This is a genomic window from Segatella baroniae DSM 16972 = JCM 13447 (genome assembly GCF_000426585.1).
GTDB classification, from domain to species: Bacteria; Bacteroidota; Bacteroidia; order Bacteroidales; family Bacteroidaceae; genus Prevotella; species Prevotella baroniae.
The window spans coordinates 54,324-74,144 of record NZ_AUFQ01000012.1 but is presented as its reverse complement, the minus strand read 5'-3'; the positions used below and the strand labels follow the sequence as shown (position 1 = coordinate 74,144).

Annotated in this window: 20 protein-coding genes; 3 read left to right on the top strand and 17 right to left on the bottom strand. The window is 53.0% G+C overall.

The genetic code is table 11. The features are described 5' to 3' along the window. Positions 1-9: 9 nt before the first annotated feature. The 12 genes from K334_RS0108670 to K334_RS0108615 all read right to left on the bottom strand — a co-directional run bounded on the left by K334_RS0108670 (position 10) and on the right by K334_RS0108615 (position 12,101). A complete protein-coding gene (locus tag K334_RS0108670) occupies positions 10-954 on the bottom strand; it encodes an endonuclease/exonuclease/phosphatase family protein (protein WP_025880647.1) in 945 nt (314 codons plus the stop codon). Continuing rightward, complete coding sequence (locus K334_RS0108665) at positions 951-1,733, bottom strand: prephenate dehydrogenase (RefSeq protein WP_025880646.1); 783 nt, start codon at positions 1,731-1,733, stop codon at positions 951-953. The genes K334_RS0108670 and K334_RS0108665 overlap by 4 nt, the downstream gene beginning before the upstream one ends. A gap of 6 nt (positions 1,734-1,739) precedes the next feature. Next, the gene (locus tag K334_RS0108660; protein WP_027444835.1) at positions 1,740-2,807 is read right to left on the bottom strand and encodes a bifunctional 3-deoxy-7-phosphoheptulonate synthase/chorismate mutase type II; all 1,068 of its coding nucleotides are present in this window, start codon (positions 2,805-2,807) and stop codon (positions 1,740-1,742) included. Positions 2,808-2,860: 53 nt separating this feature from the next. Next, complete coding sequence (locus K334_RS0108655; RefSeq protein ID WP_025880645.1) at positions 2,861-4,033, bottom strand: pyridoxal phosphate-dependent aminotransferase; 1,173 nt, start codon at positions 4,031-4,033, stop codon at positions 2,861-2,863. 50 nt (positions 4,034-4,083) lie between these two features. Continuing rightward, the gene (locus K334_RS0108650; RefSeq protein WP_021590200.1) at positions 4,084-4,914 is read right to left on the bottom strand and encodes a prephenate dehydratase; all 831 of its coding nucleotides are present in this window, start codon (positions 4,912-4,914) and stop codon (positions 4,084-4,086) included. A gap of 303 nt (positions 4,915-5,217) precedes the next feature. Further along, the gene (locus tag K334_RS0108645) at positions 5,218-6,552 is read right to left on the bottom strand and encodes a hypothetical protein (protein ID WP_025880644.1); all 1,335 of its coding nucleotides are present in this window, start codon (positions 6,550-6,552) and stop codon (positions 5,218-5,220) included. 18 nt (positions 6,553-6,570) lie between these two features. After that, complete coding sequence (locus K334_RS0108640) at positions 6,571-7,257, bottom strand: T9SS type A sorting domain-containing protein (RefSeq protein ID WP_025880643.1); 687 nt, start codon at positions 7,255-7,257, stop codon at positions 6,571-6,573. Positions 7,258-7,280: 23 nt separating this feature from the next. Beyond that, on the bottom strand, positions 7,281-8,069 hold the full coding sequence (locus K334_RS0108635) for an Omp28 family outer membrane lipoprotein (RefSeq protein WP_025880642.1): 789 nt from the start codon (positions 8,067-8,069) through the stop codon (positions 7,281-7,283). Between the two features lie 6 nt (positions 8,070-8,075). Then, positions 8,076-9,701, bottom strand: coding sequence for a DUF6029 family protein (locus K334_RS0108630; protein WP_025880641.1), 1,626 nt, complete (start codon positions 9,699-9,701; stop codon positions 8,076-8,078). A 1-nt stretch (position 9,702) separates the two neighbouring features. Beyond that, entirely contained in the window at positions 9,703-10,194 is a 492-nt protein-coding gene (locus K334_RS0108625; RefSeq protein ID WP_025880640.1) for a TlpA family protein disulfide reductase, read from the bottom strand. 160 nt (positions 10,195-10,354) lie between these two features. Next, a complete protein-coding gene (locus K334_RS0108620; RefSeq protein ID WP_021590261.1) occupies positions 10,355-11,389 on the bottom strand; it encodes a virulence RhuM family protein in 1,035 nt (344 codons plus the stop codon). A gap of 52 nt (positions 11,390-11,441) precedes the next feature. Next, positions 11,442-12,101: a hypothetical protein gene (locus K334_RS0108615; protein ID WP_021590172.1), complete on the bottom strand. Its 660-nt coding sequence runs from the start codon at positions 12,099-12,101 to the stop codon at positions 11,442-11,444. A gap of 348 nt (positions 12,102-12,449) precedes the next feature. Here K334_RS0108615 and K334_RS0108610 point away from each other — a divergent pair, with 348 nt between their 5' ends. After that, on the top strand, positions 12,450-13,031 hold the full coding sequence (locus K334_RS0108610) for a Tat pathway signal sequence (RefSeq protein ID WP_211225442.1): 582 nt from the start codon (positions 12,450-12,452) through the stop codon (positions 13,029-13,031). Positions 13,032-13,035: 4 nt separating this feature from the next. Beyond that, positions 13,036-13,569: a hypothetical protein gene (locus K334_RS13795; protein ID WP_025880637.1), complete on the top strand. Its 534-nt coding sequence runs from the start codon at positions 13,036-13,038 to the stop codon at positions 13,567-13,569. 89 nt (positions 13,570-13,658) lie between these two features. Here the strand turns inward: K334_RS13795 and K334_RS0108600 are convergent, their stop codons facing one another. Both K334_RS0108600 and K334_RS0108595 read right to left on the bottom strand, forming a co-directional pair. Beyond that, positions 13,659-15,578 carry a heavy metal translocating P-type ATPase gene (locus K334_RS0108600; RefSeq protein ID WP_027444832.1) on the bottom strand — a complete coding sequence of 640 codons (1,920 nt, stop codon included), beginning with the start codon at positions 15,576-15,578 and terminating at the stop codon, positions 13,659-13,661. A 10-nt stretch (positions 15,579-15,588) separates the two neighbouring features. Beyond that, positions 15,589-15,795, bottom strand: a complete 207-nt coding sequence (locus tag K334_RS0108595; protein WP_025880635.1) for a heavy-metal-associated domain-containing protein — start codon at positions 15,793-15,795, stop codon at positions 15,589-15,591. A 317-nt stretch (positions 15,796-16,112) separates the two neighbouring features. Between K334_RS0108595 and K334_RS0108590 the strand changes: the two genes are divergently transcribed. Continuing rightward, complete coding sequence (locus K334_RS0108590; RefSeq protein ID WP_025880634.1) at positions 16,113-16,964, top strand: OmpA/MotB family protein; 852 nt, start codon at positions 16,113-16,115, stop codon at positions 16,962-16,964. A gap of 94 nt (positions 16,965-17,058) precedes the next feature. On the opposite strand, the gene K334_RS0108585 is transcribed toward K334_RS0108590, so the two are convergent. The 3 genes from K334_RS0108585 to K334_RS13790 all read right to left on the bottom strand — a co-directional run bounded on the left by K334_RS0108585 (position 17,059) and on the right by K334_RS13790 (position 19,492). Next, entirely contained in the window at positions 17,059-18,033 is a 975-nt protein-coding gene (locus K334_RS0108585; RefSeq protein ID WP_025880633.1) for an SPFH domain-containing protein, read from the bottom strand. 87 nt (positions 18,034-18,120) lie between these two features. Further along, complete coding sequence (locus K334_RS0108580; RefSeq protein ID WP_027444831.1) at positions 18,121-18,567, bottom strand: NfeD family protein; 447 nt, start codon at positions 18,565-18,567, stop codon at positions 18,121-18,123. 22 nt (positions 18,568-18,589) lie between these two features. Beyond that, complete coding sequence (locus K334_RS13790) at positions 18,590-19,492, bottom strand: M48 family metallopeptidase (protein ID WP_036890200.1); 903 nt, start codon at positions 19,490-19,492, stop codon at positions 18,590-18,592. Positions 19,493-19,821: the final 329 nt, after the last annotated feature.

Sequence of the window (19,821 nt, the reverse complement as noted above, 5' to 3'; positions counted from 1 at the left end):
AACAGGCTGTCAAAGCTCGATTTTGACGACAAGCGGCAGGTGGTCGCTATAGCCGTCGTTGTACTTGTACATCGAGAAATTCCTGAGCGGCATGACCCCTCCATACCTGTCGTCAGGTGTCAACAGGAAAGGGAAATCCACGATATGGCTTTCCCATTTGCGGCGCCACAGGTTCTCGCTGACCAATATATGGTCCAGACTTTTCCATGTTCCCCGAAACTTGTACGTAGCTTTCGCCCCGTGGGTGCCCCGTGCCGTCTCCGTCACAGAGGCCATTCCGTGCGAGCGCAGCAGCCTCAGGCTTTCCCCCTCGGCGTAATCGTTGAAGTCGCCGGCCACGACAATCTTCGCTTCCGGCGCAGTGTGGCGCACGGAATCAATGGCTGCGCACAGTTGCCGGGCCACCTGCGCCCGGAAAGGGTTCGAAAAGGTGTCGCCGCCCGCCCTGCTCGGCGCGTGCACCACAAGCACGTGCAGCGTGTCGCCCGTAATCACCTCGCCCGCAACATACAGGATGTCGCGGGTGGGTTTCATGTCTTTGAGCAGCTGAATCCTGATGGAATGCGAGACGATGGGCCTGAAAGAGAACGGCGAATAGAGCAAGGCCACGTCTATGCCGCGCTCGTCCGGCGAGTCGGTCATGATGTATTCATAGCGTGCGTTGCGCAGAAGCGACTTCTTGGTGAGGTCTGTCAGCACGCTGTCGTTCTCCACTTCGCACAATGCTATCAGGTCGGGTTGCGTCCAGTTGACGCCCTCTCCCCCGCACGCCACCAGCTCCTGACCGATGTGGTTCAGCTTTTTCCAATAGCGATAGTGCGTCCAATGGTGGTAGCTTTGGGGCAGAAACTCCACGTCGTTCTTGAGGGTGTCATGCTCGGCGTCGAACAGATTCTCGCAATTCAGCTCCGCAATCGTGAAGATTCCCAGCAACAATGAAACGAGCCAGCTCATGAATTGCAGCGTACATGGCTGCGAATCTTCTCCAGATAGCGCCTCATGCCGTCGGCGTCTTTCGTGTCGATGATTTGCAACAGTTCCTTCAACTCCTCGCGAATCTTGCTCACCTGTCCACTCGTATAGGGGTTGAAGAGAATCTCCTGCAACAGATAGTCGTCCTCGTTCATCACTCCTTTCGCGATTTTCATGTGTCGTTTGAATGTGGTTCCGGGCGCATCCTGGTGCTTCATCACCGCCGCGAAGACGAAAGTGCTGACGAATGGAATGCTCAAAGAGTAGGCCACGGTCTCGTCATGCTCCCTGAACGAATATTCATAGATGTTCAGTCCCAGTTTTTGATACAGGTCTTTGAAGAAGATGCGCCCCATATAGTCGCCTTCATTGATGATGATGGCGTTCTCCTCGCTCAACTGGTTCAGGTTGGCGAAGGTGGGTCCGAACATCGGATGGGTGGAAACAAACGGATGACCGGCCGACAAGTAGTAGTCCTTCAGCCCCGTCTTCACGCTCGCTATGTCGCTGATGATACAGTTTGCAGGCAGATAGGGCATGACTTCCTCGAAGGCCGCGACGGTGTATTTCACCGTAACGGCGTTGATGACCAGCTCCGGTTGGAACTCCTTCACCTCCTCCAGACGCTGAAAACGGTAACAGTTGTAGGTGAACCGCAGGCGTCTGGCGTCTTTCTCATACACGGCTATCTCGTGGTCGAAGCTGAGCAGGTCGATGAAGAACGACCCCATCTTGCCTGCCCCCATCACTAATATCTTCATACAGGCTTACCGATTGATGATTTCCAACTGCTGTCGAACGCTCTCTTCGTGGATATGTTCAAACACCTGGGCGGCAAATTCGGGCGACATTCCACACAGGCTGGCCTGTGCGCCACGCTTCTCCAGGATCTCGCTATAGCGGTTTGCCTGCAGCACGGTCATGTTGTGTTCCTTCTTGTAGGTGCCGATTTCACGGCAGACGCGCATTCGCTTGGCCAAGAGTTCCATCAGCTGGTTGTCCAACTCGTCTATCTGGCTGCGCAACTGACGTATGCCTTCCGTCGTGGTATGCTCGTCGCGCACCACCAGCAGGCTCAGAATGTAGTCTAATATCTCGGGCGACACCTGCTGACTGGCGTCGCTCCACGCCTCGTCGGGGTTGCAATGGCTCTCCACAATCAGCCCGTCGAAGCCCAAGTCCATGGCCTGCTGGCAGAGCGGAGCTATCAAGTCGCGGCGTCCACCGATGTGACTCGGGTCGCAAATGATGGGCAGTTCCGGTATGCGGCGGTGCAATTCGATGGGAATCTGCCACATGGGCAGGTTGCGGTAAATCTTCTTGTCGAAGCTCGAAAAGCCACGATGGATGGCACCCAGCCGTTTGATGCCGGCCTGGTTGATGCGCTGCAAGGCCCCAATCCACAACTCCAGGTCGGGATTCACGGGGTTCTTCACCAGCACGGGCACGTCCATGCCCCTCAAGGAGTCGGCCAAAGCCTGCATGGCAAAGGGGTTGGCAGAGGTTCGGGCGCCCACCCAAAGGACGTCAATGCCATACTTGAGCGCCAGTTCCACATGCTCGGGTGTAGCCACTTCGGTAGCCGTGAGCATGCCGGTTTCGTCCTTCACGCACCTCATCCAGGGCAAGGCTTCTTCACCTTTGCCCTCGAATCCGCCCGGTTTGGTGCGCGGTTTCCACACACCCGCCCTGAAAATATGGCAACCTTTAGCTGCCAATTTACGAGCGGTGGTCATCACTTGCTCTTCCGTTTCGGCCGAACAGGGGCCGGCTATCACGCATGAGGGACGCTCGTTGTCGCTGGGCAACCCCAAAGGTAAAAGTTCTAATTCCATAGTTTGTATGCTTTATTGTTCATTTTTCGATTCGATTGACAACGTCTGCCTTGTCACTTTCCAAACACGTGCCTGACACGGGCCAACGCTTCCTCCATCTTCTCGTCCTTGGCACAGAGCGAAATGCGGATATAACGTCGCCCATTGGAGCCGAAGATGAAGCCGGGCGTGATGAAGACACGGGCCTCATGGAGCACCTTCTCGGTCAGTTCCTCCACGTCAGTATAGCTGTCGGGAATCCTTCCCCACAGGAACATGCCCACCTGCGTGCTGTCATACGTGCATCCCAGCGCGTCCATGATCTGCTCGGCGACGGCCCGCCGGCGCTTATATACATTGATATTGTACTCCCGGTGCCATTTGTCCGTGTTCCCACGCAGGGCCTCGGCCGCCGCCAGTTGTATGCCTCTGAAGGTTCCACTGTCGATGTTGCTCTTGATTTTCAGTATCCAACTGATGAAAATGGCGTTCGATGCGCACATGCCCACACGCCAACCGGGCATATTGAAGCTCTTGCTCATCGAGTTGAACTCGATGCAACAGTCCTTGGCGCCCGGCACCTGAAGGATTGAAAGCTTCTCCCCCTCGTTCAAAATGAAGGAATATGGATTGTCATTCACCACCACTATATGGTGTCTCCGTGCGAAGGCAACCAGCCGTTCGTAGGTCTCGCGCCGCGCGTTTCCACCCGTCGGCATGTTCGGATAGTTCACCCACATCAGCCTGACGCGGCTCAAATCCATCTTTTCCAACGCATCGAAATCGGGTTGCCAGCCACAGTCCTCGCGCAGGTTGTAAGTCCTGACGCGCGCGCCGAGTATCGTACTGAGCGACGTATAGGTGGGATAGCCCGGATCGGGCACCAAAACATCCTCACCGGGATTGACGAAGGCCAGCGTCACGTGCAGGATTCCTTCTTTCGAGCCGATAAGTGGCTGTATTTCACGGGCCGGATCCAAGTCCACCCGATACCAGCGGCTGTAGAAGTCGGCCATGGCGCCGCGCAACTCGGGTGTGCCCACGGTGGGTTGATAACCATGCGCGGACGGCAGCGCGGCCACCTCGCACAATTTGTCTATCGTTTGCTGCGATGGGGGCATGTCCGGACTTCCTATCGCCAAAGAGATGATGTCCTTGCCCTCGCTGTTCAAGCGGGCCACTTCTTTCAGTTTGCGGCTGAAGTAGTACTCCTGTATTTCAGAAACTCTTGCTGCGGGTTCTATCATAAGTCTGTGTTTTAGCCGGGTTGCTATATATAATAAGGTGTGACTCTCGGTCAACATTCCGCGTATTCGCCCAGAATCTTGATGTTTCTGACCAGCGGCGTTATCGCGTCGATGGACTGGCGGTAGCGCGTCGTGCTCTCGAAGGTCACGTCTACGTAGAACAAGTATTCCCACTCGTGGCCGATGATGGGCAAGGATTGTATCTTCGTCAGGTTGATTCCATAGAAACTCAGGATGGTCAGTATCTTGCTGAGCGACCCTTCCTCGTGCGGCAAGGAGAACACCAGCGAGGCCTTGGTGGCCTGGGAGGCGGGAAAAAGCATATCGGCCTCAAGCGCGTTGGCCACCACCAGGAAGCGGGTGAAGTTGTGTTTGTTGTCGTGGATGTCTCGTTGCAGCACCTTCAGGCCATAGATGTCGGCCGCGTAGGCCGAACAGATGGCCGCCCACCCCGTCTTTTTGTGACGTGCTATATACTCGGCGCTGCCTGCCGTGTCTTCCGCCTCCACGGCTTTCAGCCCCGGATGGCCCATCAGGAAGTGGCGACATTGCTGCAAGGCCACGGGATGGGAGTGCACTTCGTGAATGCTTTCCCAACCGTCCTGGGGCAGACAGCAGATGGAATGCTCGATATGGAGCTTATGCTCGCCCACAATCACGACGTCGGCCTGACGCAGCAGCTCGTAGTTGTGGAGCAGACTGCCCGCTATCGTATTCTCGATGGCCAGCATACCGATGGTCGTAGGGTCGTGGCGCATGCTGTCAAACACTTCTTCAAACGTGGCACAACACACCAGTTCCACCGCTTGGCCGCTGAAATATTCATGGGCGGCTATGTCGTGGAACGAGCCCGCCTCTCCTTGTATCGCTATTTTCTTCATTTTCGCCTACTCGCTGCTTGCTGTAACGAAAACGGTCCGCACTCTCAAAGAGCGGGACCGTTTCGTTATTTTTCTATAATTCCTAAGCTGAACTCTACACGCAACTTCCCGCTTCACAATTCCTTGCAAAGTAAAAATAGAAGTAAAAGTAAGATGCGCAAAGATTCATATCTATTGTTTTAATCTCTTAACAAGTGCAAAAGTAAAGCATTCCATCCATTCTGCCAAACAAATTGAAAGAAAAGTGTCGCTTGATACCTAACTTTTTTTACTATCTACAGTGCGTATCGTGAAACAACGGAACTATTTCACGAGTTCTTTCACCATGTGTCCATCGCTGTATTTCACGATGTTCAAACCTCGTGTGGGATGAGAGATGCGACGACCGGCTGCGTCATATCGGGCCGTTTCGACGGCTTTTCCTGCATCCGCCATACTGTCAATACCCGTCGTGGCACTATCGGAAATCGTACATTGGTCGGCGTTGACTATCTCCTTCGTCTTCGTATTGATGACCAAAACGCAGACATGGAGCTTCGATTTATCCTGAATGGTACGGTATTGTGATATGTTATTGAATGAAACTTTGTGGGTCTGTACTTCATCCGCTACGGCAGAAGGTTTGAGACTTCCCGTCAGTCCAGTATCTATTCCCATAGCGGAGATGGCTACATGGTTGAATTCCATACCATGAATGAATCTCGGACTATTGATAAAGAAGTCCATTTCCTTTGTGATACCCAGGTCTGCAGTACTTCCTGAGTAGTAGTTTTTCTGATAATATGAACTATGTTGCAGTTCATCAGCCGTCAAGACATAAGCAAGCGCATAGGGAGCTTCGGCCATATCAATACGGAAAATAGTCTCAGATGTTACTGAAATATTGTTCTTCTTTTCGTCCCAAACTGCCGACACCTTTACATCCAACTCTGCTCCTTTCTCCTGTTCAGACATGAAAGTGCTGGCAGCATTGAAGTAAGTGAAATTCGTTGTGCGGTCGAACATCACAGTTGGATATCTGTTATAACGGTTCTTCTGGCTTTGGTAGGAAGGGCAATGCAAGGGTTCCCTATTGGAATGAACGGATATACCGATGAACTCATCGGGGAAGGTATGTGTTAAGTTCTCTATCAGGGCAATGGCCCCGGGACAGTTTCCGCACCACATAGCCGTATAGGCTTCTGCTACGACCTTGCGCTTAGGCACTTGTGTGAGGGTCATTCGTGTGATGGTAGTATACGGAATCGTGGCACCATTGGGCTGTCCGTTGACTTTTGTTACATTGAAAGTCAGTTCCGTTACTGATATTTTCGTGTGTGGCGAAATATGTATATTGATGAGTTGGCTGTCGTGAGAGACGATAGCTTGAGGAAGAGAGAGTTCCTTTGTCTCGATAATTTCATTGCCGAAACTGAGCGTATACTCGATATTCTTTACCTCACTGTCACCATAGTTTACGAGTGAAACAGGAGCGTTAACACCCTCAGAGTTGATACCGACAAGCGCTTTTCGCATGGATACCGGCGAAATGGAGTTATTGTAGCCCCCTGAAACTTGTAGTGCTACAGCATAGATAGATGTATGCAACAGTGTCAACAAGAAGGTGACTATGACCCGTAAGTATGTTCTTTTTATCATGCTTTTATCTTTCAAGGGTTACTGAACGATTTTCTTTTCCGTACTTATCACTCGCTTGTCATTTATCTTCTTGATGATATAAGTGCCCTTGGCAAGTCCTTGCAGCGATGGCAGACTCTTGCCGATAAGGCGACCATCAAGACTATAGACATTATAATTGATGGTCTTGTCTGTGTTGAGGGTACCGATGCCTGTAGTTGTTTCGTCAAAAATAAGCGTAATAGATGGTCCTGATTTGTCAGTTACCCATTCATTATTCTCCCTTTTTGCAGTGAACAGCTGTAGAACAATGGTACAATGCGCCTTGTCTTTGCGCTCTTCTTTGGGTAAAAATTTTATTTCAAGTGACTTTCCCTTGGACATCTTAGCCTGCAAAAGAACTTCCTCTGTCTTGTAATTCCCGACTTCTTCCCACACTTCACAGGATTTGCTGAAGCATGCTTGCACTTCTCCTTCTCTGATGTTCTTGATCGAGCAAGAGAGAATCACTTGTTGAGCCATATCTGATATATTGTGAGCAAATATACCACTCGACATATACTTTGGAAATTCTGGTGAGTCTGGATCAATCTCTAACTTATTGACAGTAACTGTCGAGCCGTTGGCAATGACCTTTCCTGTGGCATCTACAAACTCAAGTGTTTGTGCCATCAAGGTTACCATACCAAACAATATAGCGCAACAAAGGGTAATTATTCTTTTCATTTTCAGTTATCTTTATGATTGTTTTAAGGTTTAACGAGTTGTTGACGGGTCACTTGAAGCACTCCGTCGTCATTATATACAAAAGCCACAATAGACATGCGGGCAGCCTCCCACTCTTCTTCGAGCCGGCAGTCGGCCTCTTTGCTGACAGAAGCTCCATGTCCAAGGGAGACAGTCTCCCCCCATTCACCGTTGACAGCAGCTCTCAGTATGTGGTTATGTATGTAGTCTTTGCTATACTTGCCATCAGGCATGGCTTGAATGGCCTTGATACCATCTTCCACAAGCCACAATTGTAACTTGCCAGAGAGGGCATTTCCCAAAGCATTGACTATGGCTTTGACATGTGAACGACGTGTTGCCGCGTCATAGCTGACGGCCAGTTTTATATCGACGGCAACCTTTTGCTGTATCTCATTGTAGACCAGCGACGGCCATTGCCAATCGTTGGTAAGCTTACCTCTACGATTGACCAACCCCAAAGGCAGAGCATTGACCTTCCAATGCTTATAATAAAGGTCACCGAGAGCGGTCCGAAAACCATTGATTGTGGGTGTACGTCGCAAAGCAAGCGACCCGGCATGGATGGCTACGGCTATCACCGTGTCGGCTCCGTACTGCTTCTGAAGCTGTTCGATGACTGTCGCAGCCCGCGGACAGTTGCGACATTTCTGTCCGGTAAAGTCTTCTATGAGTACACATCGCCCTACGGTTGCAGGTTTCACGTAGATGAGACGGTCGTCGCTGTCAATGCGGTCGCACGCTGTCAGCATGAGTATGGTGCAGGCAATAGTCGAAAGAAGTTTTATCATATTGCGTCAGAAGTTGTAATTATATGAAACGGTGAAACCCTTGCTGGCAGGGATATATCGACATACACCACCCGAACAGTTGTAGCCGCTGCGAGTTCTTCCATAACCGAACTGCAGCCGGTGCGCCTCCTTGAGATAGGTGACGAGTCCTTGGTAATAATGGATGTGGGTGTTGCCGCTGTTGTACATGTCGGAAACGGTGAACATCCAGCAGGGAGCCAGCGACAGTTCTGCAAGGCCGAAGAGCCAGTCTCGGTCGTCGTCTTTCGACGAGAGATATTGCATTTCGGCCCGCAACGTGGCCTTGGGAGCGAACTTATACTTCGCGTCGGCTATGAAAATATCCGACCGAATCATGCCGCCCTCACCCTCCACGATGGTCTTGTTGTAGAGCTGGTTCATGTACATGAGGTTCAGTTTGAAAGATTTGGAGAGTCGTTTTTCCATCTGCACGTTGACGTCCTGATAGTAAGTGGAAGGCCCCCAGGCCCAAAACGCCGACCCGTAGCCATCGGTTCCCTTGCCGCCGACATCGTTTCGACGCACGCCATGCACATGCGAGAAGTTCAGTTTCACGTTGGTTCCATACCTGCCGCCGAGCGTCGAGCGTCTTGGAAAGTTGTAACCCAAGGCCGCCTGATAAGCGCATTCGCCGCCAGGCTGCGTGGCATAGGGATAGAGAGCGGCCAAAGCGTAGGTGTGTTCCATTGCGAAAGCCGGCAGATGGTTGATGAAGAAGGAGGCGCCCACCATGCTGCGGCTGCTTCGCCAAGCCATGTTGATGCTTCGCTTGGCCTGCAACAGCAGACTCATCCAGCGCTTGGAATAAGAACCGGAGAGCATGGCTACATAGCCGTTGCGATAGATATAGCCGTTGTCGAACGAGGGGTCCTGGCTCTTGAAGGCATATTCGGCAAGGAGACTGACCGACCGGTGCTGCAAACGGGCACGCACATCGAAGGCATTGACATGGCGGGGCAGGCGCAAGCGGTGCGTGGCATCGGACATTACGTCCTCATCGCCCTCGTGCTTGTTGACGAACGAGGCGCCCAACATGACATAGGTGTTGCCTCCGAGGCCCTTGAACCATTCGTCGAGGCTAAGCTCCACGTCGCCACCCGACACCAGCGCGTGGTTGTATTCCCAATATCTGCGCTGCTTGCCGGTGAGCAACTTGAGGCTCACACCTCTCATCGGCTTATACTGAAGACGCGCGCCGAGCAGCGAATTGTCTATCCCCAGGCTGCGCTCTTCATAGGCGCGGAGGATGAATCCCGAGCCGAACTGCTCGTAAAAGCTGCCCAACGTAAGCTCGGCGTCCTTGTAACGTCCCTTCAGATAGAAGTAGGGCACGCCCCATCCCTTAAAGTCGTTCTCGAAACCGGGCAGCGGATGCTTGAGATATTCCAACCGCAATCCGGCATCCACATGCTTGCTGGTGGCATTCAGCTCCACGTAGGTATTGGTAAGGAAGTCTCCCGAAGCCTTCGTCGCGCCTATCTTGTCATCCTTCTGCGGCAGAAGGATGTCGCTCTGCACGCTCCCCGAAAGCCTTATCCTGTCGCCGTTTTCCTGTGCCGGCGACACCATGGCGGCGCAGACCAGCAGTCCCGCCAAGACATAACTTCTCATGCTACTTGCCACAGGCCTCCTTCACCTTCTCATACAGTTCTTCCTCGGCGCCATCGGTATATCCGTTGTGCTTGAAGACGATGTTTCCCATTCCGTCGAGCACCATCACGTAGGGTATCAGCTGCACGCCGAGCGCGCGCTTCAGGTCGCCGTTGGGGTCGAGCAGCACCTCATAGGGCCACCCATGTTCGTCGACCAGAGGCTTCACCTTGTTTATATTCTGCGCCTGGTCTATGGAAACGGCAATCAGTTTCACACCCGTTTCCTCCTGCCAGTCGGCATACACTTCGTTGATGGCTTTCAATTCACGATTGCAGGGCTTGCACCATGTGGCAAAAAAGGATACTATCATCGGCTTCCCTTGATTGGAAAGCGTGTCCAACCGTACGCTTTTGCCTTCGATATTCCTAAGGGTCAATTTGGGCAGTCCTGTCTGTGCATGAAGTGCCAGACTAAAAAAGACCGTCGCAAACAGCAGTCCCACTTTTCTCATACAGCGTTCAGATTATAATTTTGAGTGTGCAAAGTTACAACAAAAAAGCAACAAACGGAAAAAGATGGCAATGGATTTGAGCCAGAAAGGCATGTTAAAAAGTCCATATCCTGCTGCATTTTGACATCGCCGCAATATATCTTTACCTTTGTTGCATAGCTTATGGTCTACTTTCTTTAATTTCTTGCTCGAGATCATCAAGATAACGCGCATCTTCATCATCTGCCAAACGTGCCTGATACTGCTTTCTTTTTTCTTCAAAACGGCTATAGACCTCCTTAACATACTGCTCCATTTCAAAATTAGAAACGCAACCATTCCCTAAAAGAATCTTTTGTCCTTGAAAAGTAAGCAGATTATTCACGTTCTCTCGCCAGAAATCCAAGGTCAAATCCTTGTGTTCTTTTACTCTCATTTCGGCTGATTCAAGAAATATTGTCGTCAAACGATTCAACTTTTCAATCTCTTCTGCTCGCAAATAATTCTTCGCTATAATGATATCGCCTTTGCGAACAACATCTCCTTTCCATGTTGTTAACCCCATATCAGGGGCTTCGGAATCAGCACGACTTACGATAAGTTCCGCAGCAGTCTTCTCTGTCACGGCATAAAGCAACTTGTTCTGCGTCTCCGCAAAGAACATTTGTGTAGCTTTTTCGCGTGCTTCATAATCACTACTGAGTTTAAATAAGTCACGAAGTTTTTGATAGAATCGCTTCTCCGAAGCACGTATGTCACGGATACGGGCAAGCAATTCATCAAAATAATCAGGACGCCCATCTGGATTCTTAAGCCGCTCATCATCCATAGTAAACCCTTTAACCAGATATTCTGCCAGATGCAGGTTTGCCCACTGCCGAAATTGTGTACCCCGAATGCCTCGAACTCTGAAGCCAACGGCTATGATCATTTGCAATGAAAAGTAGAGAGTGTCGTATCGTTTGCCATCTAAAGCAGTTGTCAAATATTCTTTGACAACTGCTTTTGCATCTAACTCACACTCTCTCAGGATGTTGTTTATATGATAACTAACAACTTGCTTGGAGGTGGAAAACAAGGTGGCTATTTGCAATTGATTGAGCCAAACATTGCCATCTCGCGCCATCAGTGCGACATTGATTTTACCATCTGCTGAACGATACATAATCATACCATTCTGCTCACTGCCCATATCGGGTACAATACCTTTGTTCATGCTATTTGCAAAAGATTCTTTGACAAGGTGTTTGCCTTTCCTTCCCCCTTCTCTACTCCTTGGGCACGGGATAACTGTAGCGGTAGCGCGGCGGATAGGCGGCGCGGTCGCCATTATACCAGGCGCCCTCCACGGACAGCTGGACCGAGAAAGCGGGCGTCGGCGAGTACTTGACCGCAGCTCCAAGCACGTCGGCGCCGGGCGTCATCATGCCCATTCCCGCCGTATAATAGGGATATATATTATAATAAGGTGAACCCAGTCGGCCGGCATAGCTGTCATGATTGTCGGCAATGTTCTTCTTTCCATACACCCAGGCTTCCCAATGGTCGTTGAACCGATAGCCCAAGGCGGCATAGAGGGCGCCGTCGCGATAGGAGTCGCTGCCGTAATTGAAATGCTGGACATAACCGCCCACGGCCAACCACAGCTTACGGTCCTTGTCGAGAGGCGACAACCAGGTGGCCGAAAGACGTTGGCCGAAGCCGCCCTTGTGGGGAGCGTGCTTGCCGAAAGTGGCAAAAGCACTCAAGTCCAGGCTGGCATTGAGCCCTTCGTGCAGACCCCAGCCGTAGCCGTTCCAGCCATAACGCCAGGCATAATAGGACAAAGGAGGTTGAGGCGCGCCCTTGTCGGCGCGCAACGTGTCGTGCTGTGCCGACGCCAAAAGCCCATGAAGCCCCAACAATAGCAATATCAAGATCTTCTTCATACGTTGCTTTCAACTTTTACTGTGTTGCAAAGTTAATTAAATAACTTGAATTTATTTTGGACGTTAACCTTTTTATGTTATTTTTGCCAGCGTTGTATTAAATTACTGATATTTAGCAAGTTGCCCGCATTTTGCCGACGACGGCGGCCGATGGCCCAACGGCTGTTTTGCAAAAGCAGCCTTTTCAGCCGCTAAAAGCACTGCTTTGACACGCTCAAAGGACTGCTTTCGGAAAACAAAAGGACTGCTTTCGCCGTGCAAAAGGGCTGCTTTCAGAAAGCCATCGTGGGCCCGTGTCCCGAACACGATTGGCGACTTGCTGCAAGTAAAACCCTATCAAGAATGAACATGATGAAAAAGAAACTGATTGCCAGCCTGTTGGTCATGGCTGTTCTGCCCCTCTCGGCACAGAAAAAGACCACCACGCCCCAGCGTCCCATAGCCAAACGCGTGTCCGATTTCTTCAAGAAGACCAAGAAACAGGTGTCCTATACGGGCCAGCGCATTGGCGAAGCCATCGGCTTGGAACAATCGGAAGTGGACAAGACGCTCATCACCATAGACGGCGTGAAATACATGCCTGTCTACAAGAAGGACCTCATGGTCGACCGCGAGGAAGCGGCCCGACTGGAAACGGCGGCCCGCACCGAGTTCCTCAAGAAGTATCCCAAGGCCGAAATCGTCACTTCGGTCGTGCCGCAGGAGGACTGGAACCACTATGCCATACACAAGAAGAAAATAACGGGCTACAAACGGCGGGCATACGTCTACATTCTGGCCAAGGATGGAGACGACGCCTACCTGAACGCCAGCTACCTGTTCGAGGCCGAAAGGGAGCCGGGACAGGAGTATGTGAACGCCCGCGAATATCCGCAACTGAAGCGGGTGGACGCCATTCCCTCATCCGTATTGGGCAAACTGGAGCAATAGACGGATGAAACTGTTCAGCAATCTTTTCAAGAAGAAAGAGAAGACGGGGGCGGAAGCGGCCGTCGTGGAAGAGGAAAGGCCTACTTTCGGGGCGCAAGGGCCTGCCGACGAAGAACCGGCGCAGCCCGACGAACCGTCAGCCTCGCTGCTCGACGCATTCAACAGGCTGCAACAACAGGTAGACGAGTCGCCCGAAGACACGGCACTGCTGATCCGCATGGCCGAAATCGCCTGCCAACTGAAGGACTACGTGGCCATGCAGGACGCCTGCGAGCGGGCCGTCGTCGTGGACAGCAGCCTGCTCCGTGCCCACCATCTCTACGCGGAGGCCTGCCAAGCCCAGCACGATGTCATCAACGCCATCGCCATGAGCACCAAAGCCATCATGCTGCTTGAAGGGCAAGACACGGCCTATCCGCAGGCCGCCGACCTCTACCGGCTGCGCGGGGAGTTGCTCATGCGCGTCGGAGACAAGGCCGGCGCCGAGGCCGACATGCAGAAAAGTGTTTCAGTTGAGCCCGTCCGCCCCGCCAGGTGACGGACGTTTTTGAAGCCGAAGGCGGAGATTGAACTGACAAAAAGGAGATAAAGCCAAGCTGTCAAGCTGTCTTTATCTCCTTTTTGCTGTCATTTCATGAACTTGAGGCGCATGGAATTGAGCACCACCGACAGGCTGGAGAAGGCCATCAGCGCCGAGGCCCACATGGGAGAGATTTGAAAATCAATGCCGAAAAGGTAGAGAACACCGGCTGCCAGGGGAATACATACGATATTGTAGATGAACGCCCAGAAGAGGTTTTGCCAGATCATCCGGACCGTATGGCGGCTCAATGCCACGGCGTCGGCCACACTTTGCAGGTCGTCGCCCATCAAAGTGACTTGCGCTACGTCCATGGCGACGTCGGTGCCGCGGCCCATGGCCATGCTCACATCGGCCAAAGCCAGGGCCTGGGTGTCGTTGATACCGTCGCCGATCATGGCCACCACTTTGCCTTCGGCCTGCAACTGCCTGACGAGTTGCTCCTTGTCCTGGGGCAGCGCCTTGCTGCGGTAATGCCTGATACCTGCCTTTTCGGCCCAATACCGTGCAGCTTCTTCCTTGTCGCCGCTCATCATGTAGACCTCGACACCTGCCTTCTGCAACCGCTCCATCACGGCCCGCGCGTTCGGTTTCAGCGTCTCGCGCTCGTCCAGCGGCAGCTCGTCGGCCTTCGTGAAGTCGATGTTCTGATTGGGAATGGTCAGCGTTCCGGTCTTGTCGATGACGATGGCGTTCACTTTCCGCAGCCTTTCGAGCGCAGATGCGTCCTTGATGAGCACCTGTTTCTCGGCCGCCTTGCCGATACCCACCATCAAAGCGGTGGGCGTGGCCAGGCCCATGGCGCATGGACAGGCGATGACCAATACGGCGATCGCGCTCAAAACGCCCTGGGGCAACGCGGCGTTTCCGCCGAGAATCCACCAGGCAAGGAACGTCATCAATGATATTCCGGCCACCACGGGCACGAAAACGATTGCCGCCTTGTCGATGACACGCTGCACGGGAGCCTTGGAACTCTGGGCCTGCTGCACCATGCGGATGATGTGGGCCAGGGCCGTTTCCTCCCCTATCTGCCTGGCCTTCATGCGCAGTTTGCCCTGGCTCGGAATGGTACCGGCCAACACCCGGCTGCCTTTCCGCTTGGCCACGGGCGACGGTTCGCCCGAGATCATGCTCTCGTCTACGTAGGCCGCGTCGGCCGTCATGAAGCTTTCGGCCCATGTCACCTCACCGTCTACGGGTATCTTCTCGCCTGCCCACACTTCCAGCACGTCGCCTTTCTCGATGGTCGAGATGGGAACGTCCTCCAACTTGTCGCCGTCCACGAGGCGGGCAGTCTTGGGTTGAAGCCCCATCAGCTGGCGTATGCTCGACGCGGTGCCGTCCTTCGCCTTCTCTTCAAGCAAGCGACCGGTCAGCACAAAGGTGATGATCATGACCGAAGCGTCGAAATAGGTGTGCCATTCCATGCCGCGGCTGCCCCACACTTGTTCGCCCCAAAAGGTGTTGAAAGCGCTGAACAGGAAAGCCACAGCTGTCGACAGGGCCACCAACGTGTCCATGTTGGCCGCGCCATGGCGCAACTGCTTGGCCGCCGACACGTAGAAACCGCGACCGCAATAAAGCAGGTTGGCCACCGAAACGATGAGCGCCAGCTGGTTGGCCGTACTCTTGTTGGTGATTCCCAGCCAGCCCATGGAAATGGCCATCACCAGCAATGAGAACATCCAAGACAAGAGAGTCTTGCGACGCAGCAGGCCGAACTCGCGCTTCTCGATGGCCTCCACCGACTCGTTCGCGTCGACAATCAGGTCGTAGCCGATATCGTTGACGGCTTTCTTCAGCTGCTCCAGGCTGATGACATCTGCATCGAAATCGACCAACGCGCTGCGCCCCGGCAGGCTGACAGAGGCCTCCGTGACGCCATGGAGCGAGTTGAGTTTGCGTTCAACGTTGGCAGAGCATGCCGAACACGCCATGCCAACGACGGGAATCGTCTGTTTCATGCGCCCTCCTTCACAAAGAAAGCTCGTAGCGGCCGGCTCCATTGACGGCCGCTTGGATGGCTTCGGGGGTTGCGGGAGCCTCGAAATCGACCGTTACATTGGCCTCGTTCAAGTCGGCTTCGGCAGCAACGACACCGTCGACACCCTTGATTGCGTTTTCCACATTGGCCTTACAATGTGTGCACTTCATACCCGATACTGTGAAAGTCTGTTTCATTTGTTTGTCTCCTATTATTGATTGAACTGTTGCAAAGATACGCCTTATACCCATTTTATATATTATATAATTATGGATGAATATTACATGATTCCGCAGAACTGCGGAACCGCGGGCGGGAGCTGCTTCCGGAGCAGGCGGAAAAACGTCAAATAACTTGAATTTAAGCCCCTTGCGGTTAAAATAAGCTAAACCGTTAAACTTTTGAAGCGCAAACCCTGTCTTCTATTATATATTTGCAAGCACATGACGGCCTGCCAACGGCCACGCATGGCCCGCAGACCGGCACGAATATGATTAACTAAAAACAGAAGAATATGAAGAGAAACGTTATCTTTGTCATGACGCTGGCCAGCGTATTGCTCGCAAGCAGCTGCGCCAGCAAGAAGGAATTGCTGAATTGCCAGACGGAAAACAGAGAACTGACAAGCAACTACCAGAACGCGAAAGAGGAACTGGCAGCATCGAAAGCGCGCGTGGCCAGCCTGGAAGAGCAGCTGGCACAGCAGAAGAAAGACTACGCGCAACTGCAAAATTCGCTGGACAAGAGCTTGAACAATGCCAACTCCAACAACATCAACATCTCGAAACTGGTGGACCAAATCAATGAGAGCAACCAGTATATCCGCCATCTGGTGGAGGTGAAGAGCAAGAGCGACTCGCTCAACATGGTGCTCACGAACAACCTGACCCGCTCGTTGAGCAAGGAAGAGTTGAAGGAAGTGGACGTACAAGTGCTGAAAGGAGTGGTCTACATCTCACTGGCAGACAACATGCTCTACAAGAGTGGCAGCTACGAAATCAACGACCGCGCCGAGGAAACACTGAGCAAGATTGCCAAAATCATCATGGACTACAAGGATTACGACGTTCTGATCGAGGGCAATACGGACAACGTGCCGGTGAACAGCACCGCCGCCAGCATGAAGAACATCCGCAACAACTGGGACTTGTCGGCCCTGCGCGCCTCAAGCGTGGTGCAGTATCTGCAAAACCGCTATGGCGTGAACCCGAAACGACTGACCGCCGGCGGCCGTGGAGAATACAACCCGGTGGCCAGCAACGACACGGAAGTGGGCAAACAGCGCAACCGCCGCACGCAAATCATCATCACGCCGAAGCTCGACCAGTTCATGGACTTGATCGACAAAGCACCCGAAGACAAATGAAACGAGGCTTTGTAAAAGTCTTGAATATACGGAAGAAGGTTCAGTCCGATGGCGAACTGAACCTTCTTTGTTTTGTTTAAAAACGCCCAACGGCCTACTTTACCTTCGGTTTGGCTTCGGAATCATGAAAGAGTTCCTTGATTCCGCCAATACTTCCGAGCAGGTTGGTGGCTTCATAAGGCAGGTAGACGACCTTCGTGCGGTCGCCTTCGGCCACCTCCTGCATCATCTGTATGTATTTCTGCGCCAAGAGATAGTTGGCCGGATTGGTGCTTGCGCCCACCGCATCGGTAATCTTTTGGATGGCAATCGCTTCAGCCTCGGCCTTGCGAATGCGTGCCGTGGCCTCGCCCTCGGCATAGAGAATGGCCTGCTGTTTGGTAGCTTCGGCACGGTTGATGGTGGATGTCTTCTCGCCTTCGGACTGAAGAATGACACTCTGCTTCTGGCCTTCGCTCGTCAGGATGGTGGCCCGCTTGTTGCGCTCGGCCTGCATTTGCTTCTCCATGGCGCTGAGCACACTCTCCGGAGGAGTGATGTCCTGCAGTTCAACACGGTTCACCTTGATTCCCCATTTGTTGGTGGCGTCATCGAGAACGGCCCGCAGTTTCGTGTTGATCACGTCGCGGCTGGTCAGCGTCTGGTCGAGTTCCATCTCGCCGATGATGTTTCGCAATGTCGTCTGCGTCAGTTTCTCGATGGCATTGGGCAAGTTGTTGATTTCATAGACGGCCTTGAATGGGTCTACAATCTGGAAGTAGAGCAGCGCGTTTATCTGCATTTGGATGTTATCCTTGGTGATGACATTCTGCCGATCGAAGTCGTACACTTGCTCACGCAGGTCGATGTTGCTCGTATAAACATAGCGGCCGCCGCGCATCGACACGATTTCCTTGGCACGGTCGATGAACGGAATGATCAGGTTGATACCCGGTGAGAGCGTGGCGTAATACTTTCCAAGACGTTCGATAATCTTCGTCTCACTCTGCGGGATGATAACGACGGTCTTCTTGACAAAGATGAGGGCCAAGAGAACCAGGGCGATAAGTACATAAGTTACGATATCCATAAGGGTTGGTTGGTGGATTAGAAGCCAAGTCTTCAACCGGAACGGCCACACGGGGCAGCCGCTGCGGGGCCGAAGACCCGACATGGGTTAAACATGGACGACAGTCATGACGATACTGTCGCGGGAAACAATTCTTACTTTTTCACCTTTGCCGATGGTGGGGCCGGCGGTGACGGCTTTCCAGACGTCGCCGTCCACCTGCACATAGCCGAATCCGCCGGCTTCGACAGGCTCGACGACGGTTCCTTCACGGCCTATCAGGGCGTCGGCGTTGCTGAGCCGCTCGTGACCGCCGGCATGCAGCCGCCCAAGAAGCCTGGGACGAATCAGCCAAATGCTCAAGACGGAGCACAAGGCCCATGCCAGCACCTGGACCCAGAACGGCAAACCGAAGGCAGCGGAGACAGCCGCGCCCACGGCACCGATGGCAAAACAGGTCACATAGAAGTCGCCCGAACTAAGTTCGAGAATCAGGCAGACAAACACGACGGCTGTCCACAAGAGCCAAAGATGGGAAATCAAATACGCTATCATAGTTTATGCTTGCTGTAAAAGGTTATCTCTTGGAAGTTCTTCCGCCGCTTTTTCCGACGGCTTTCCTTGTCGGTTTGGGCGCTGCCTTGATGGTTATGGACTGCGAAGCGTAGCCCGAAGCCCGGTAATACCGCTCCGCCGTGGGCATGAGCGCTTGAATGGCGGCGATGCGTTTGGCGTCCGACGGGTGGTCGCTGAACAAGTCGTTCTGGTTGCCTCCGCTCATGGCGGCCATGCGTTTCCAGAACGGAACGGCCACGGCGGGGTCGTAGCCGGCCATGGCGGCGAAGACAAGTCCCATGTGGTCGGCTTCGGTCTCGTCGTCACGGCTATACTTCAAGTTGGCAAAACTGAAGCCCTGCTGCGCGATGGCTGTGGCAATGGCGGCAGTGTTCCGCCCGGCCATCTGCCCCAAGACGGCTCCGCCGAGCTGCGTGGCATACTGTTGACGCATCTTCTTCGACATTTGCTCGGCACTGTGCTTGGCCACAGCATGCGCAATCTCATGCCCCAGGACGACAGCCAGCGAGCCTTCGTTCTGCGTGACGGGCAGCAATCCTTCGTAAACGACAATCTTGCCACCGGGCATACAGAAGGCGTTGACGTTGTTGTCGGCCACAAGATTGAACTCCCACTGGAAGTTCTGCACCTCCGAAGCCATGCCGTTGCTCTTCAAGTAGGCCTCGACGGCATTGGCCAGACGCCGCCCCACCCGCTGCACCATGGCCGTGTTGGCCGCATTGGCGGAGAGTCGGGCGCTCTTCATGTACTTGGCATACTCCTGTTTGCTCAGGCTCAGCACCTCGACGTCGGACACCAGCAGGGTGTGTTTGCGCCCCGTGATGGGAACGGTCGAAGTGGTGCCGCATGCCGACAGCATGATGGCGGCGGCAAACATCAACGAAATGAACTTGACTTTCTTCATCTTATATTTAAATAGGAATACTTATATTATATATTATCATAAGTTGAACGTGAGACAAAGTTAATAAATAATATGAACAACTTGTCCTTTTGACTGTTTTTTATGAGCAAATTAGGGCATAAAGGCCTGTTTTGCGCCTGCGGAACCGCACGGCGACGCTCCCATCCCCGGCATTTCAATCCTGCACGGGCACCGATATACGCCCGACACGCGAAGCCCTGACAACCGATTCCCGGCACGCTGCTTCGACCTCGCGCAGCGATGACCACCCCAAAGCACCGCTTTCAGAAGCCCAAAGCGCAGCGATGACAAGCCAAAAGCACTGCTTT